We start from the raw sequence: 14,714 nt of genomic DNA on the forward strand, positions 1-14,714 counted from the left end.
CTCGGCCAGTGCCCGGCCCCTCGTGGCAACAAAGGTACGCCTTACTTCTGCAGGCGTCGGCGCCGGATGCTTTCAGCCATGAGAATACGCACGTCGCCGTTAGGACGCACCACATATTCGCCACTGTCGCGCACCGATACGCCGTTGCGCATTTCGTCGCGGTAGTCGTGGTAAACCAGGGTGCCGATTCTAACGGAGTCGGCGGGGGTAGGGGCGGGCGGGGCCGGCTGGCCATTAATTTGGGCCATTTGCGCCAGGTACAGCAAAGAGTCGCGCTTGGTGTAAGGGCTGAATTTGAACTTGCCGGGAAAGTAGTTTTTAGGATCAGAAACGCGGTTGCGCACGAAGTCCTGCACAGCCAGCTCTGTTTGCTGTTCGGTGGTTTTGGTACAGCCCGTGAGCAGTAAGCCCGCGCAGAGCAGAGCAAGGGATAAAGGTTTCATGAGAAAATTCGATTGGTCGGCGGGAGAGGAGCACTGCATGACACGGCCCCGGCGGCTCCAGTTCCCGGCCAGATAAGCAGCAAATTTACAGGCCACCAGAATATTTGCGGGTAGCCCACTCCACGGTCAGCAGGGCTAGCAACACAAAAAATAGCCATTTTAGGTTGATCAGGTCCTTGAGCTCTTCCTGCTCATAAATGACGGGCTTGTAGTTAGCTTTCTGGATGTCCTGGGCAAGTTGGGCAAACTGGGTGGGGAAGTACAGGCGCTGGCCGCTGCGCCGGGCCACTTGGTAGAGCAGGTTGTGGTCGGCCCGCGACTGCAGGGCCTCCAGCTGCTGCTCCTGCACCAGCACCTCGCCCCGGTCTTGCTGGGGCTGGCCTCCGAGGGTAGCGCGGGCCGTGTAGCGGTATAGGCCGGCCGGCAAGGACCCCAAGTGGAGCGGGGCACCGTCTTCGGTGGTGGTGTACGTGAAGGTGCGGGTTTGCTGCTGCTCGTTAGTGAGGCTAAGCGTGATTTGCTGGCCGTAAATGCGCTCAAAAATGGCGTTGTAAGTCTCGGCCCCGAAGGTTACGTCGTCCTGGGAGTTGAAAGCATCTTGAGTGGGGTACACGTCGAGGCGCTTTTTATTGGCGTTCTGAGTAAGCAACTGCAAGGTCCGGAGCACCAGCCGGTCGTAGGCCTCGGGTCGGTCATCGTGCTCTACGGCTTCCTGCAGGCGCCACTGCCAGCTACCATCGGTGAGCAGGGTGGCTTGGCGCTGGGCTGGCGTGCCCCCAAAAACCAGCAAGGGCTTCTGAGTTTTCACCCGGCCTACTTGCTGCCACAGCGCGGCCTCGGCCCCGGCGCCCAGCCGAATATCCCCGAAGGGTACCGGCGCGGGCGGGTAAGCGGCAAAACGACGCAGCGCATCTTCCTCGAAGGCAAAGCGGGTGAAAGTGGCGTTAGGCAAGGGGGTCACGGCATCGGTTTGGCCACCGCGTGGGGTCACCGTCAGGCCGGCGCCCAGGGCGTTGTAGGCACTGTAATCCGACTGGGCCCCCAGCACATACAAGGCAGGTACCCGGCGGGCTTTCACTTGGGCCAGCACCTCAGCGCCTACCCCATTCTGGGCGGGCAACTGATGCAGAATGGCCACGTCAAAGTCCTGGCGCCGCAAGGGGCTGATACCGGGCAGATAGGTAGTCAGGTCGAAGTTATCGTTTTGCAAGATGGCCGCGCGCAGGGCCTTCAGGTCGGGGTGGGGGGCGGCACCGGCCAGCAGCACCCGCAGCTTACCCTTCACAATGTCGAGGTAGGCAAACTTCTGGTTGTTGAGCAGAGTGAACTCGCCAGGTAGTTTTTCTACCACCACCTCGTAGCGGCGCTTGCCGGGCGCCGGGGCCGTCACAAGAAACGTTGTTTTAGTGCGCCGTCGTCCGGCCAGCAAGGGCACGCGCCTGGTTTGCAACACGCGGCCATTTTCGCGCAGCAACACCGTTGCTGAAGTGCCGGCCGCATATCCATCGTAGGCAATTTCAGCCTCAATGGGAAACTGGTTGCCGCTGAACGCCACACGGTTATACGTAAGGGCCGGTATGCTCACGTCCTTTTTTGGCAGCGTATCACCCACCCCTACGGCATAAATTGGAAATCGGTAGTCGGTGTATTGGGGCGCCCGGCCCTGGTTTACCAGTCCATCGGAGACCAGCACCACGCCCGCCAAGTTTCGGTTTTGGTAGCCTTCGCCAATGCGGGTGAGCAGCCCATCTAAATCCGTGGCTGGGGCCCGGAAGCGCACCGAATCGGGGCGGGTAGGCCGGCCAGAGCTCATAAGCGTTTGGGTTTCCACCCGAAAGCCCTGGCCGCGCAAAGTGGCGGCCAGCTGGATTAACCCCTGAGTAGCCTGGCTCAGCACTGCGGGCGGCGTGAACAGCCCCACCGATTGAGAATTATCCAGGGCCAGCACAAGGGTAGGGGCCTCGGTAGTAGTCGTTGTCGATTTAAGGAAGGGGGAAAGCAGCAGAAAGCACAGAAAGCTCACGACGGCAAAGCGCACAAAAGCTAGGGCGTAGTTAACGGCCCGGCTCCAGGGCGCCTTGGCCGAGTACAGCAGGGCCGCGTAGCCCGCTCCCACCAGCAGGCACAGCAGGATAAACCAGGGAGAAGCAGATAGTAGCAAAGGCAGAACGATATAGCAACCGCACTAAAGAACCCCGTTTTGCGTGGCTTGGTTGCGCCGGGCGGGGTAGGAGGCAGCGTGAAGGTAGGAAGTTGCGGATAAGTACGTAGGGTAGAGGTTGTCTATCTTGAAGCACGGAAATGATAGGAGATACAGTATGCAGAAAATAGCGCCTTTTCTGTTCGTAGTTGGGTGCGCCTGTTTTGTATTCTTCCCCAGAAGGAGTCCTAGCACATATGAAAAACCAGTACTCAGGGCGAGGTTGCCAATGAAAAATTTGACTTATGGTAATACTACCCAACTACTCGCTTTTTATGCAGACTGCGGAGACCAATATAAGAGTACCTAATACTCGGTTTTAGTGGGAAGGATCCCGTGTACTGAAGCAGCAATTATTCGGGTCTAACAACGAATTGTCTCCTACCTCACAGCACTGTCACTAATTCCTTGCTTTCTAGCATCCTGACCGGTGAAATGACCTGCTCATGCAGTGGAATGCGCTTGCCGTAGCGCTCCTGCAACTTGGCTTGCACGGCCGGGTGGCTAAGGTCGAATTCGCGCAGGGTCTGAAGCTTCCCGATTTCGCGGCCAGTGGCTTGGCGGTACATCTTCCAGAGCAGTTCCGAGCAGTAAATTCGCTCATCAGACCAGCCGAAGTACAGGTCGTAATTTTTGCCGCGGTACCGCTCACCGGCAGCTTGTAGGCGCTGGAGTACCGCGGGGGTAAGTACTGTTTCGGCATCGTGCAGGCGCTTTACTATAAATGTGCCCTTTTGGCCCCGTGCAGTCCAGGCCGCCAGGGAAGTTTCGCCGACGGGTTGCACGGCCTCGAATACGCGCCACTCGCCGTCCTTCTTAAACAAGATGCCGCAGTGGCTGTACGCGGAATGAGTAGCCAGCTGAATGGCGCGGCTTTGCGCCGACCGGGACGTTTGAAAGATCAGGTCGCCGTTGCGGAGGCGGGAAGATATCTGTTGCACCGCTTTTGAAGCGGCTTGAGCCTGTTGGTAGCGGGCATAACGGTGGCGCAGGCGGGGGTAGGCCAGCACGGTCAGCAGCAAGAGTGGTAGCAGCAGAAATAGACTACGCCGGGGCATATGAGGGTAGAAGTAAAGTAGAAAATGAAGCTAGATAAAAAAGTCAATCCGAGCGGAGTGAGGAATCTCGCGTGCTGACGTTGAGTTGCCTCTACAAGGTCAGCATGCGAGATTCCTCACTCCGCTCGGAATGACGGTCTAATCGGATTATTACTGTTGCTACTACGTCAGCATGCCGCCATCAACCTGCAATACTTGGCCGGTGATGTAGGCGGAGTTGTCGGAGGCCAGGAAGGCGGTGGCTTTGGCTACGTCCTCGGGGAGCCGCCACGCTTGAGCGGAATGGCCTTGCGCCACTCGTCTACTTGCTTTTGGTCGAGGGCATCGGTCATTTCGGTTTCAATGAAGCCGGGCGCAATGGCGTTGCAGCGGATGTTGCGCGAGCCCAACTCCAGGGCCACTGACTTAGTGAAGCCAATAATACCAGCCTTGGACGCGGCGTAGTTGGCCTGTCCGGCGTTGCCTTTAATGCCCACCACCGAGGTCATGTTCACGATGCTGCCCGTTTTGGCGCGCATCATGGGCTTGGTGGCGGCTTTAGTCAGGTTGAACACCGACTTCAGGTTCACGGCCAGCACTTGGTCCCACTGCTGCTCGCTCATGCGCATGAGCAGGCCATCCTGCGTGATACCGGCGTTGTTGACCAGAATATCCAGCTTGCCAAACTCAGCTACTACCTCATCCACCAGCTTTTCAGCCTCGGCGTAAATGGAAGCGTCGGAGCGGAAGCCTTTTACTTTGGTGCCGTGGGCGGAAAGCTCCTGCTCCAGCTGCTGGCCTTTTTCCACGCTGGAAAGGTAGGTAAAGGCTACCTGGGCGCCCTGCTGGGCAAAATACACCGCAATGGCGCGGCCAATTCCTTTGGAAGCACCCGTAATGAGGGCCACTTTCCCGTCAAGCAGTTGTGTCATGCCGGCGAAGATAGGAGCCTTTTTTGAGCTGGTAACTGCTAGCTGGTAGCTGTTGGCGTTTCGTTGGACGAGCCATTGGCTTTTGCCGTAGCTTGCAGCGAAATACCCTTGCCCAAAAGCTATAGCCAATAGCTAGCAGCTAACAGCTCACAATGACAACCGATATCTGTATTCTAGGAGCTGGGCCGGGCGGGGCCACGGCCGCCTTGCACCTGGCTAACGCCGGCTACCGCTGCCTGCTCCTCGACCGCGCCTCATTCCCCGCGACAAAGTGTGCGGCGACGCCCTGAGCGGCAAGGTAATCAATGAGTTGCGCCGTATCGGAGAAGAGTTGCCAGCCCGTCTGAATGCCGAGCCAATTCAGCTGCCCAGCTGGGGTATTGATTTCTACGCCCCCAACGGCCGCCGCCTGGCCGTTCCCTTCAAACCGAAATACAATCCGGCCACCGACCAAGCCGCCGGCCACATCAGCAAGCGCTTGCACTTCGATAACTTTTTGATTGAAGAAGTACGCCAGCGGCCGGAAATTGACTTCCGTGAGAACGTGGACGTAGCCCGCCACGAGCAACTGCCGGATGGCCGGTGGCGCCTGCTGGATGCTGGTGGTCAGGAGATTGTCGTGGCTCGGCTGCTGCTGGTCGCCAATGGGGCCCAATCCAGCTTTGCCCGCCAGATTGGGGGCCACGAGTTGGAGCCCGCCCACCACTGCGCCGGCCTGCGGGCCTACTATCGGGGCGTCACGGGCCTGCACCCCGATAACTTCATTGAGCTTCACTTCATCAAGGATTTTCTGCCGGGCTACCTCTGGGTTTTTCCCTTGCCCAATGGCGAGGCCAACGTGGGGGTAGGCATGCTCACCGAAGCCGTTTCAAAGAAAAAGGTGAAGCTGCGCGAGCGGCTGGAGGAAATGCTGCTCACTCATCCCGCCCTGAAAGACCGGTTTGCCAACGCTGAGCGGCTCGGGCCAGTGCGCGGGTTTGGGCTACCCCTGGGCTCCCGCCGCCGCCCGCTCTCGGGGCCGCCTACCTACTGCTCGGCGACGCTGGCTCCCTCATCGACCCATTTTCCGGGGAAGGCATCAGCCACGCCATGGTATCGGGGCGCCACGCCGCCGACTGGGCCGGGCGGGCCCTAGCCGCACAAAATTTCACCGCCGATTTCCTGAAAGGCTACGATGCGGCCGTGTACAACCGCTTGTGGCAGGAACTGCGCCTCAGCCGCGGCATGCAACGCCTGCTTAATTATCCCTGGCTGTTCAACTTCGTCGCCAACCGCGCCGCCAACAACCCCACTTTGGCTGAAACCATCAGCAACATGTTCCTCGACCTGGACCTGCGCGAACGGCTGCGCAAGCCTAGTTTCTACGCGAAGCTGCTGTTGGGACGATGAGAGAAAATTAGGGTATGAGGTAAAAGGGTAGGATGGTGTGAGGTAAGGGTAAAGTAAAAGCAAAGCCAGAGCATTCACTCAAACCCGTCTGTCATCCTGAGCCCAGCGAAGGACCTTATCACGTTAGAACAAGTCGTTATTACGGCTCGTGCTGGCGTAAAAAGGTCCTTCGCTGGGCTCAGGATGACAGACGGGTTAATTTACTCAGTCGCTAAATCACTACCTCACTACTTCCCTGCGTAGCGGCGTAGGCTCTTTTCAGCTTCCGGGTTGAGTTGGGTGGCTTTTTCCAAATCTGCTTTGGCTTCGGCGGGCTTGTTGATGGAAGCGTAACTGATGCCCCGGTACTCGTAGGCATCAGCGTAATTGGGGTCGATGCTGATGGCTTTGGCGAAATCCGGAATGGCGCTCTTGAAGTTGAACATCTGCATTTTAGCAGCTCCGCGGCCGAAATAAGCTTCCTTGTCCTGGGGTTGTACTTCACGGCTTTGCCGAAGTCTACGATGGCCGCACTGTACTCCTTGAGCTTGAGACGGTTGAGGCCCCGGTTGTAGTACGCTTCGGCATTGGTAGGCTTCAGCCGCAGGGCCGCATTGTAGTCGATTACGGCTTCGCGGTAGTCTTTGAGGTGGCTTTTGGCCTTGGCGCGGGCTAGTAGGGCGTCAAAGTCGCGGGGCTTGGCTTTGAGGGCCAGGTCGGCCGTCCGGATGTCAGCTCGGTAGTCGGCGTTGCTTTTACGCGCGGCAGGTTCTACCGGCAAGGGTGGGGTAGGAGCCGTTGAGACCGTAGCATTTACTCCAGCAGCGGGCCGCGCGGCCGAATCGGCGGCTTGGGCCACGGAGGTCTCGCGGGCCGCGTTGCGGGCGGCGGAAGTAGGACGTTCTACTTCCGTAGTAGTGCGGGCGCAATCCGTCAGAAAAAGCAACGTAAGACAGGTTGCCAGCGAAAGTATGGGTGCCTTCATGAGGGAAGTTTTAAGGGAAAACCGGCGGCAAAAGTGCCACTAAACGGCGTGTGGGCCCTTGTACGCGCAGCCCTCAGCAATGGCCATGACTAACCCCAAAATTTTGCCGCGTACCGGCAAGCTCCTGTGTTGGCGGGCAACGCGGCGGAGTAGCGCGGCCTGCCTATCTTTGCCGGGCTACCTGCCCGCCCGATGCGGCAGTGGCCCTTCTTTCTTAACCTTCAACCGAACACAACATGGCATTGCAATACGACCTGGTCGTTATCGGCAGCGGCCCGGCGGCTACGTAGCCGCTATCCGGGCTTCGCAGCTAGGCTTGAAAGTAGGCGTGGTAGAGCGGGAGTCGCTCGGCGGCATCTGCCTCAACTGGGGCTGCATTCCTACCAAAGCCCTGCTCAAGAGCGCCCAGGTATTTGAGTACCTCAACCACGCCGGCGACTACGGTCTGAAGGCGGAAGGCGTGGGCTACGATTTCGGCGCCGTAATTCAGCGCAGCCGGGGCGTGGCCGACGGCATGAGCAAGGGCATCAACTTCTTGTTCAAAAAAAATAAAATCGACGTCGTGTCGGGTACTGGCAAGCTGCTGGCCCCCGGCAAAGTGGAGGTGACCAAGGCTGACGGCGGCAAAGAAACCGTGGAAGCTAAGTCCATCATCCTGGCTACCGGTGCCCGCTCCCGCGAGCTGCCCGCCCTGCCCATCGACGGCAAGAAGATCATTGGGTACCGCCAGGCCATGGTGCTGCCGGCCCTGCCCAAGCGCCTCGTGGTAGTAGGTTCCGGCGCCATCGGCGTCGAGTTTGCTTACTTCTACCGCACCATGGGTTCCGAGGTAACGGTAGTGGAATACCTGCCGCGCATCGTGCCCGTGGAAGACGAGGAAGTGTCGCGCCAGATGGAGAAATCCTTCAAGAAAATTGGCGTGAACGTGCTGACCAGCGCCGAAGTGACCAAGGTAGATACCGCCGGCGAAGGCTGCAACGTAACCATTAAAACGGCTAAAGGCGAACAGCAAATTGCCTGCGACGTAGTGCTGAGCGCCGCTGGGGTAGTTACCAACCTCGAAAACCTGGGCCTGGAAGAACTGGGCATTAAGGTGGAGAAAGGCCGTGTGCTAGTAGATGACTTCTACCAGACCAACGTGCCCGGCATTTTCGCCATCGGCGACATTGTGCCCGGCCCGGCCCTGGCGCACGTCGCTTCGGCGGAAGGCATCATCTGCGTTGAGAAAATTGCCGGTCACCACCCCGAGCCCCTCAACTACCAGAACATTCCCGGCTGCACCTACGCCTCGCCGGAAATTGCCTCGGTAGGCCTCACTGAAGAAGAAGCCAAAAAGCAGGGCTACGACATTCTGGTAGGTAAATTCCCATTCTCGGCCTCCGGCAAAGCCTCCGCTGGCGGCGTTAAGGACGGCTTCGTGAAGGTAATCTTCGACAAGAAGTACGGCGAGTGGCTGGGCGCCCACATGATTGGCTCCAACGTGACGGAAATGATTGCCGAGGTAGTCGTTGCCCGCAAGCTCGAAACCACTGGCCACGAAATCATCAAGGCTGTGCACCCGCACCCCACCATGTCGGAAGCCGTGATGGAAGCTGCCGCGGCCGCCTACGGTGAGGTAATCCACCTATAAACAGCGGTGGCCTTAACGCAAGCAAAAGCCCTGTTCACGCGCGTGAACAGGGCTTTTGCTTGGATGTTGTAGATTACACCTACCTAAATTATTCTACTACCATGAAATGGCTACCTTCTTTTGTTAAACTGTTTTTGCTCTTTATTCTGGGCTTTGCCCTCCAGATAGTCAGCACATTTGGGATGATGCAGGGACCGTCAGGAAGCAGCAGCTATGATATCCTCCGGCTTTTGGGCCTGCTGCTGATGGTTGTCGCCTTTGTTCTTATTGGGCTCAAATTCTTTTCCCGGTTGGATCAGAAGCCATAACTTGTAACTGGGAGCATAACCTGAAAACACGACTACCCCGGCCTGCAGGCCGGGGTAGTCGTGTTTTCAGGTTATGCTAAACCCTAGTAGGTTTACTATTGAGCCCGGTATTTTCCTTTGATAAAATCTAGCATACCGCGGCCGTGCTCTTCGGTTTTGGTGGCTTCCTGCTTCCACAACGCCTCTACCAGCAGCAGCAGCAGTTCAGTTTCTTTATCTGGGTCAGCGTAGCCTAGCTTCTTGAAGGCCTCCCGGAGCAAGGCGGGTACGGGTTTCATGAACCGCTCATGCTGCTGCCGCGCCATTTCTGAGTCGGCTAGCCGGTACTGGAGCTTCCAGAAGTGAGGCTCGGCCTGCACCAACTTAAAGGGCAACTCAATTACGCTGTAAATAAAAGCCAGCGGATCAGGCTCAGCTAAACCGCCGCGGTTATCCTCAATAATGCGCTTGTAGCCATTGCGGATAACGAATTCCAGGAGTTGGTCTTTCGAGCCGAAGTGCTTGAAAATAAGCGCCTCCGACACGCCAGCCGCTTTGGCAATCAGCTGCGTGGAGGTGTTTTCAAAGCCTTTTTCCCCAAATAGCTGCAATGCTATTTCTGCAATGTGCTGTTTGCGGTTAGTCATAAACAGAGGAGTTCAATTTGATGGCACTATGCCGCGTAGTCTTTCCCTCACTTACTAGAAGAAACGCCGCAAGTTCGGTCTATGCGAGCTAAAACGCGCTATTTTTTTTGGAAAGTGCACTTGCTAGGTTGACTTCACTCGAAGGACCAAATTGGCTAAAAACAGAAGCCGGCCGATTTGGGAGCACCAAATCGGCCGGCTACGTGGGATTCAACAACCTGCAGGCGGCGAGGCCGGGGGCAGGGCCGCGCGGTTCTTGAAAATTCCGGATGAGGGTGGGAGTACATCCGGGTAAACGGGGCGTGGGAATTGTCTATCGAACAACTAGTGGGAATCGTTATCTGATAGCGGGAGCAATATTAAGCAAGAAATTCGAAACTAGTAAGTAGTAGCTCACTTTTTTATTGTGAGTAATCACTCACCGCGCTAATTATATAGCGTAAGTGATTGAATTTATGATTTATATGCTAGTTGTTCAAAATTTTGTCATGCATATTACTCAGCTGAATGATGAGAACATCAGCACTTGCTATTAGCCTGGCACTATCAGTGAAGAACGCAAACACATAGTAAGTCTAGCCTTATGTACACTTCATTTCAGTGGAATGTCTGAGGTAGTACAAAGGCTAACGAAGGACTCTTTGCCACTAGTTAACCCATGCGGGTTCGTTCCTTAAACCGCTCGACTTTTGCCTGAATTTCTGCCAGCCCAAGGTTGTGTACGCTACCCAGATGGGTGGTGTGAAAGTCCTTGTGAGGTACATAGCTGCCGTCCTCTACGGCCACGCCTACCTGCTTGTAAGCGGTGCGAAACGGCGTGCCGGCCTGGATAAGCTGGTTGATATTTTCCACCGTAAATACGGCGTCGTACTTTTCTTGGTGTAGCAGGTTGGGCTTGATTTTCAGCTGAGGCAGGGCAAACAACACAATGTCGAGAATGTCTAGAAACTGCGTCATGGGCTCGAAAAGCAACTCCTTCAGAATCTGGAAGTCACGATGGTAGCCGCTGGGTAGGTTGCTGGTGGCCAGAATCAGCGTGTTGGGTAGAGCCTGCAAAGCATTGCAGCGCGCCCGAATTAGCTCAAACACATCGGGGTTTTTCTTGTGCGGCATAATGCTGGAACCGGTAGTGAAGGCCGCCGGTAGTTCCACAAATGCCATATCCTGCCCGTTGTAAAGCACTAGGTCGTAGGCCATTTTGGCGAGGGTAGCGGCCATGCCAGCCAACGCAAACGCCACGGTTTTTTCCGTTTTGCCCCGTAGCATCTGCGCGCCTACGCTGCTCACGGCCAAGTTGCTAAACCCCATTTCCCGCGTAGTCTGGAGCCGGTCGATGGGGAAGGAGCTGCCGAAGCCCGCGCCCGAGCCCAGTGGGTTTTGATCGGCCACGGTGTGGGCCGCCTCGAACAGGGCCAGGTCCAGCAACAAATGCTCAGCATACGCCGAAAACCACAGCCCAAAGGAACTAGGCATGGCGGCCTGAAAGTGGGTGTACCCCGGCATCAGGTCGGTTTGGTGGGCCTCTGCTTTCTGTAGCAACACCTGCACCAGCTCCAGCGTTTTGGTGGTGGCGCGCTCCGTGTAGTTCTTCAAAAACAGCTGAATAGCCGTAAGCACCTGGTCGTTGCGGGAGCGAGCCGTGTGGATTTTCTTGCCTGCGTCGCCGAATTTCTCCGTCAGGTAGTACTCAATTTTGGAGTGCACATCCTCAAAGTCTTCCTCAATGGCGAAGCGGCCATCCTCTATGTGCGCGGCCAATTCCGTTAGGCCTTGCTGGAGCTGCTGATTTTCCTCAGCGGAAAGTAGCCCAGCCGTAGCCAGCATGTTAGCCTGCGCCTTGGAGGCCTGCACGTCAAATTGCGCGAGGTATAAATCCAGTTCCCGGTCGCGGCCCACGGTAAACTGTTCAATCTTTTTATCGACGGCAATGCCCTTATCCCAGATTTTCATGTGTTTTGAATATTTGGCCAACCCCCGGTTTTTGCCCCAATTAGACAAGAGAAACCGCTGCTGGCATGTTACAACTGCAGCCCCTCCAGCAAAGCTACATAGCCCTGCACACCCATCCGGATTTCACTCAGCAGAATAAACTCATCGGGCGTGTGGGAGCGGGCTGAGTCGCCGGGGCCGATCTTAACCGTGGTAAAAGGCATCATCGACTGGTCGGAGAGGGTCACGGAGCCGAACGTGCGATGGCCTAGGGCTAGGCCGCGCTGCACCAACGGGTGGCTCAAGTCGATGCGAGAGGAGTTCAGGTGGGTGGAGCGCGGCGTTACGTCGGAGGTAATGTGCTGCCGCACCAGCTCTACTACCTCCTGGTTGGAGTAGCACTCGTTCGTGCGCACATCCACCACAAAAGTGCACCGGTCGGGCACCACGTTGTGTTGGGAGCCCGCCTGAATCTGTGTGACGGTCATCTTGACCGGGCCCAGCAGCGGCGAAACCTGCGGAAAGCGGAACTGTTCAAACCAACGAATGTCAGTCAGGGCTTTGTAAAGGGCATTTTCGCCTTCTTCACGGGCGGCATGGCCGGTGCGGCCGTGGGCCACGCAATCGAGCACTACCAAGCCTTTTTCGGCAATGGCTAGGTCCATTTGAGTAGGCTCGCCCACAATGCCCAAGTCAATATGGCCTAACTGGGGTAGCACACTCCGAATGCCGTTGGCGCCCGATACCTCTTCCTCGGCCGTAATGGCGCAGATCAGGTTATAAGCCAAATCAGTGCGCTCATGAAAGTATAGAAACGTAGCCAGCAAGCTTACGGCCGAAGCGCCCGCATCATTACTGCCCAAACCAATCAGCTTGTCGCCCTCCACCGTGGCCCCAAATGGGTCGTAAGTCCACGTGTTGCCGGCCCGAACGGTGTCGTGGTGGGAGTTGAGCAGGATGGTCGGTTTGGTGGCATCCAGGTGCTTCGACACGGCCCAGACGTTGTTATTGTCTCGGTGGGGCCGAGCACCGTAGAAAGCCAGAAACCGAAAAATCAGCTCTGCGGTCTGGTCTTCCTCCCGTGAAAGCGAAGGTGTCCGAATTAGCTCCCGCAGCAGCGTAATGGCATCCTCAGTCAGCCGCTCAATTAGCTTCGGCATAGGACAGTTTTCACGGGTTCATTGATTTTAAGCGCGTTTTCAATCACTACTCGCTCCACGCCCGCTTCCAAAGCGGCAAAGGCATTGTCCAGCTTTGGCACCATGCCAGCGGCAATAATTCCCCCGGCCTTCAGCTGCTCGTACTGGGCCGGCACGATCTGCGGAATCACGGAGGCTTCATCATTAAGGTCCCGTAGCACGCCGTCTTTCTCGAAGCAGAAGTGCAGCTCTACCTCGTACCGAGCGGCCAAAGCCCGGCCCAGAGTGCTGGCAATCGTATCGGCGTTGGTGTTGAGCAGCTGCCCCTGGCCATCGTGGGTGATGGCGCAGAACACGGGCGTGATGCTGGCTTGGAGCAATTGATCCAGCAGCGCAGTGTTGATGCTGCCTTCGGGCAAGTCTCCCACAAAGCCGTAATCAATATCCCGAACCGGCCGCTTCACGGCCCGAATTGCGTTGCCATCGGCGCCGGAGAGGCCCAGGGCATTTACGCCGGCGGCTTGCAGCAGAGCCACCACTTGCTTGTTGGTTTTGCCGGCGTAAAACATGGTTACAATGTCAAGGGTAGGGGCATCAGTGATGCGGCGGCCCTGCACCATGTTCGGCTCAATGCCTAAATCGGCCAGCATTTGGCTGGCGCCTTTGCCACCACCGTGCACCAACATCTTGCGGCTCGGCACTTGGGCAAACTGAGTTAGGAACTGGCCTAGTTGAGCCGTGTCATCGATGATACCGCCACCAATCTTAAAAATTTTCAGGCCTTCGCGCATAGAAAAGAGGAGGAGAAAAACAGGCCGTAGGGGACCACCGGTGGCCAAAACAAACCGCCAAGCCCGTGCACAGCCTGGGTAGGCTCAGTACAGAACAGGGCTTTTTTTGCGGCTGGGCCAGCAAAGTTTCCAAAAAAAAACATCTAGTTTTGCAACGATTTAGCGGTCCTATTCATTTTAAACCGCAGAAACAATTCCCTCGCCTCACGGCAGTCTTCATGATTCGTCTCTCTTCTATTGCGCTTCTGCGACGACCCAACTTGGTCGTGCGAACAATGCCAGCTTAAGCGCTGGCATGCAATATCTCGTCGGCATTTTTAGTACGATAAAAACCGACGATAGGGCTCCGAAAGCGACGCCCTACTGAAGAAAGGTTCTACGAATAACGAATTGACACGAGTGTAAGCCTTGGTGCGCCTCCCCCAGCCGAATTTCGCCTAACTGCTCCGCTCCGGCGGCTTGCTATACCGGCTTTCTTGCTTTTTCTGGGCTGCTTCTGGGCTGCTTTTTCCGCGACTAGTTCTGTGCTGGTACCGGCCTAGCCCCACCTAAAAGCGGCATTTTCAGCCCTTCGTTTATCGTCTTCCCGAGTCTGTTGCCGTACATCAAGGCAACCAACCGAGCTTCGACCATGCTTTTACGAGTCGCCCATGCTGCCGATGCGCAGTACGTGGATACCCTATGTCAGTGGTATGAGGAATCTGCCAAATCGCGCGGCGTTGGCATTGCCAAGCGCGACCCTAACTATCTGAAAAAGAAGATGGAACGGGGCGATTCTATCATTGCCTTCCTTGATGAGCAGTTGGCTGGCTTCTGCTACATTGAAACCTTCGAGGATAATAAGTTCGTGGTCAATTCGGGCCTGATTGTAAATACCGAACTCCGTAAGGAGGGCCTAGGCCGCGCCATCAAGCACCGCGTGTTTGAACTGTCGCGCACGAAGTATCCGGAGGCCAAAATCTTCGGTATTACAACCAGCGCAGCCGTGATGAAGATTAACAACGAGTTGGGCTACAGGCCAGTAACCTTTCCTGAACTCACCCAATCCGACGACTTCTGGAAAGGCTGCTCCAGCTGCAAGAACTACGGCATCCTGATGGAAAATCAGCGCAAGATGTGCTTGTGCACTGGTATGGTATACGACAACCTGAATGACAAATTCAGCCAGCAAACCATCGAAATTTTAAGCCAGCAGCAATAGCCCCTTCGGCTCGAAATAGAGTAGGTCATGCCGAGCGGAGCGAAGTAGCTCTCTCGCGCCACCAGCTAGCACTGCAGCATTGGCACGCACGATGCTCCGCTCAGCATGACTGTTTCAGGAGGCAT

The 14,714-nt window shown here is 56.5% G+C and carries 13 protein-coding genes and 3 pseudogenes; 6 read left to right on the plus strand and 10 right to left on the minus strand.

Going from position 1 to position 14,714, the window contains the following annotated elements:
- Positions 1–41 precede the first annotated feature (41 nt).
- The 4 genes and pseudogenes from MUN84_RS17525 to fabG form a co-directional block, all read right to left on the minus strand.
- Positions 42–443: a hypothetical protein gene (locus MUN84_RS17525; RefSeq protein ID WP_244695290.1), complete on the minus strand. Its 402-nt coding sequence runs from the start codon at positions 441–443 to the stop codon at positions 42–44.
- Between the two features lie 85 nt (positions 444–528).
- On the minus strand, positions 529–2,604 hold the full coding sequence (locus MUN84_RS17530) for a VWA domain-containing protein (RefSeq protein WP_244695291.1): 2,076 nt from the start codon (positions 2,602–2,604) through the stop codon (positions 529–531).
- Positions 2,605–3,029: 425 nt separating this feature from the next.
- A complete protein-coding gene (locus tag MUN84_RS17535) occupies positions 3,030–3,701 on the minus strand; it encodes a YiiX family permuted papain-like enzyme (RefSeq protein ID WP_244695292.1) in 672 nt (223 codons plus the stop codon).
- Between the two features lie 162 nt (positions 3,702–3,863).
- Positions 3,864–4,612 (minus strand): annotated as a pseudogene (gene fabG / locus MUN84_RS17540) (3-oxoacyl-[acyl-carrier-protein] reductase).
- A gap of 152 nt (positions 4,613–4,764) precedes the next feature.
- On the opposite strand from fabG, the gene MUN84_RS17545 reads away from it, so the two are divergent.
- From MUN84_RS17545 to MUN84_RS17555, 3 genes are read left to right on the plus strand one after another with little or no spacing between them, the layout of a single operon-like run.
- A complete protein-coding gene (locus tag MUN84_RS17545) occupies positions 4,765–4,902 on the plus strand; it encodes an FAD-dependent oxidoreductase (protein WP_244695293.1) in 138 nt (45 codons plus the stop codon).
- Positions 4,884–5,747 carry an NAD(P)/FAD-dependent oxidoreductase gene (locus tag MUN84_RS17550; RefSeq protein WP_244695294.1) on the plus strand — a complete coding sequence of 288 codons (864 nt, stop codon included), beginning with the start codon at positions 4,884–4,886 and terminating at the stop codon, positions 5,745–5,747. The genes MUN84_RS17545 and MUN84_RS17550 overlap by 19 nt, the downstream gene beginning before the upstream one ends.
- Positions 5,702–6,001 carry a hypothetical protein gene (locus MUN84_RS17555; RefSeq protein WP_244695295.1) on the plus strand — a complete coding sequence of 100 codons (300 nt, stop codon included), beginning with the start codon at positions 5,702–5,704 and terminating at the stop codon, positions 5,999–6,001. The genes MUN84_RS17550 and MUN84_RS17555 overlap by 46 nt, the downstream gene beginning before the upstream one ends.
- Positions 6,002–6,228: 227 nt before the next feature.
- Here MUN84_RS17555 and MUN84_RS24695 read toward each other — a convergent pair whose 3' ends face one another.
- Both MUN84_RS24695 and MUN84_RS24700 read right to left on the minus strand, forming a co-directional pair.
- Positions 6,229–6,432 (minus strand): tetratricopeptide repeat protein, encoded by a 204-nt coding sequence (locus MUN84_RS24695; protein WP_410780108.1) that lies wholly within the window; start codon positions 6,430–6,432, stop codon positions 6,229–6,231.
- Between the two features lie 47 nt (positions 6,433–6,479).
- Positions 6,480–6,965, minus strand: a pseudogene (locus MUN84_RS24700) (tetratricopeptide repeat protein); the annotation flags it as partial.
- Between the two features lie 236 nt (positions 6,966–7,201).
- Here MUN84_RS24700 and lpdA point away from each other — a divergent pair.
- Both lpdA and MUN84_RS17570 read left to right on the plus strand, forming a co-directional pair.
- Positions 7,202–8,595: pseudogene (lpdA, locus tag MUN84_RS17565) on the plus strand (dihydrolipoyl dehydrogenase).
- Between the two features lie 101 nt (positions 8,596–8,696).
- Positions 8,697–8,903, plus strand: a complete 207-nt coding sequence (locus tag MUN84_RS17570; protein ID WP_244695297.1) for a hypothetical protein — start codon at positions 8,697–8,699, stop codon at positions 8,901–8,903.
- A gap of 95 nt (positions 8,904–8,998) precedes the next feature.
- On the opposite strand, the gene MUN84_RS17575 is transcribed toward MUN84_RS17570, so the two are convergent.
- The 4 genes from MUN84_RS17575 to argB form a co-directional block, all read right to left on the minus strand.
- Complete coding sequence (locus MUN84_RS17575; protein ID WP_244695298.1) at positions 8,999–9,529, minus strand: TetR/AcrR family transcriptional regulator; 531 nt, start codon at positions 9,527–9,529, stop codon at positions 8,999–9,001.
- Between the two features lie 651 nt (positions 9,530–10,180).
- Positions 10,181–11,479 (minus strand): argininosuccinate lyase, encoded by a 1,299-nt coding sequence (argH, locus tag MUN84_RS17580; RefSeq protein ID WP_244695299.1) that lies wholly within the window; start codon positions 11,477–11,479, stop codon positions 10,181–10,183.
- Between the two features lie 68 nt (positions 11,480–11,547).
- On the minus strand, positions 11,548–12,618 hold the full coding sequence (locus MUN84_RS17585; RefSeq protein WP_244695300.1) for a M20 family metallo-hydrolase: 1,071 nt from the start codon (positions 12,616–12,618) through the stop codon (positions 11,548–11,550).
- Positions 12,606–13,388 (minus strand): acetylglutamate kinase, encoded by a 783-nt coding sequence (argB, locus tag MUN84_RS17590; protein WP_244695301.1) that lies wholly within the window; start codon positions 13,386–13,388, stop codon positions 12,606–12,608. The genes MUN84_RS17585 and argB overlap by 13 nt, the downstream gene beginning before the upstream one ends.
- Positions 13,389–14,019: 631 nt before the next feature.
- On the opposite strand from argB, the gene MUN84_RS17595 reads away from it, so the two are divergent.
- Positions 14,020–14,589: a GNAT family N-acetyltransferase gene (locus MUN84_RS17595; protein WP_244695302.1), complete on the plus strand. Its 570-nt coding sequence runs from the start codon at positions 14,020–14,022 to the stop codon at positions 14,587–14,589.
- Positions 14,590–14,714: the final 125 nt, after the last annotated feature.

The organism is Hymenobacter sp. 5516J-16 (assembly GCF_022919335.1).
Classification (GTDB): domain Bacteria; phylum Bacteroidota; class Bacteroidia; order Cytophagales; family Hymenobacteraceae; genus Hymenobacter; species Hymenobacter sublimis.

Coding starts and splice junctions, on each gene's coding strand:
- MUN84_RS17525 (WP_244695290.1), bottom strand. CDS start 443: ATGAAACCTTTATCCCTTGCTCTGCTCTGCGCGGGCTTACTGCTCACG.
- MUN84_RS17535 (WP_244695292.1), bottom strand. CDS start 3,701: ATGCCCCGGCGTAGTCTATTTCTGCTGCTACCACTCTTGCTGCTGACC.
- MUN84_RS17545 (WP_244695293.1), top strand. CDS start 4,765: ATGACAACCGATATCTGTATTCTAGGAGCTGGGCCGGGCGGGGCCACG.
- MUN84_RS17555 (WP_244695295.1), top strand. CDS start 5,702: ATGGTATCGGGGCGCCACGCCGCCGACTGGGCCGGGCGGGCCCTAGCC.
- MUN84_RS24695 (WP_410780108.1), bottom strand. CDS start 6,432: ATGCAGATGTTCAACTTCAAGAGCGCCATTCCGGATTTCGCCAAAGCC.
- MUN84_RS17570 (WP_244695297.1), top strand. CDS start 8,697: ATGAAATGGCTACCTTCTTTTGTTAAACTGTTTTTGCTCTTTATTCTG.
- MUN84_RS17575 (WP_244695298.1), bottom strand. CDS start 9,529: ATGACTAACCGCAAACAGCACATTGCAGAAATAGCATTGCAGCTATTT.
- argH (WP_244695299.1), bottom strand. CDS start 11,479: ATGAAAATCTGGGATAAGGGCATTGCCGTCGATAAAAAGATTGAACAG.
- MUN84_RS17585 (WP_244695300.1), bottom strand. CDS start 12,618: ATGCCGAAGCTAATTGAGCGGCTGACTGAGGATGCCATTACGCTGCTG.
- argB (WP_244695301.1), bottom strand. CDS start 13,388: ATGCGCGAAGGCCTGAAAATTTTTAAGATTGGTGGCGGTATCATCGAT.
- MUN84_RS17595 (WP_244695302.1), top strand. CDS start 14,020: ATGCTTTTACGAGTCGCCCATGCTGCCGATGCGCAGTACGTGGATACC.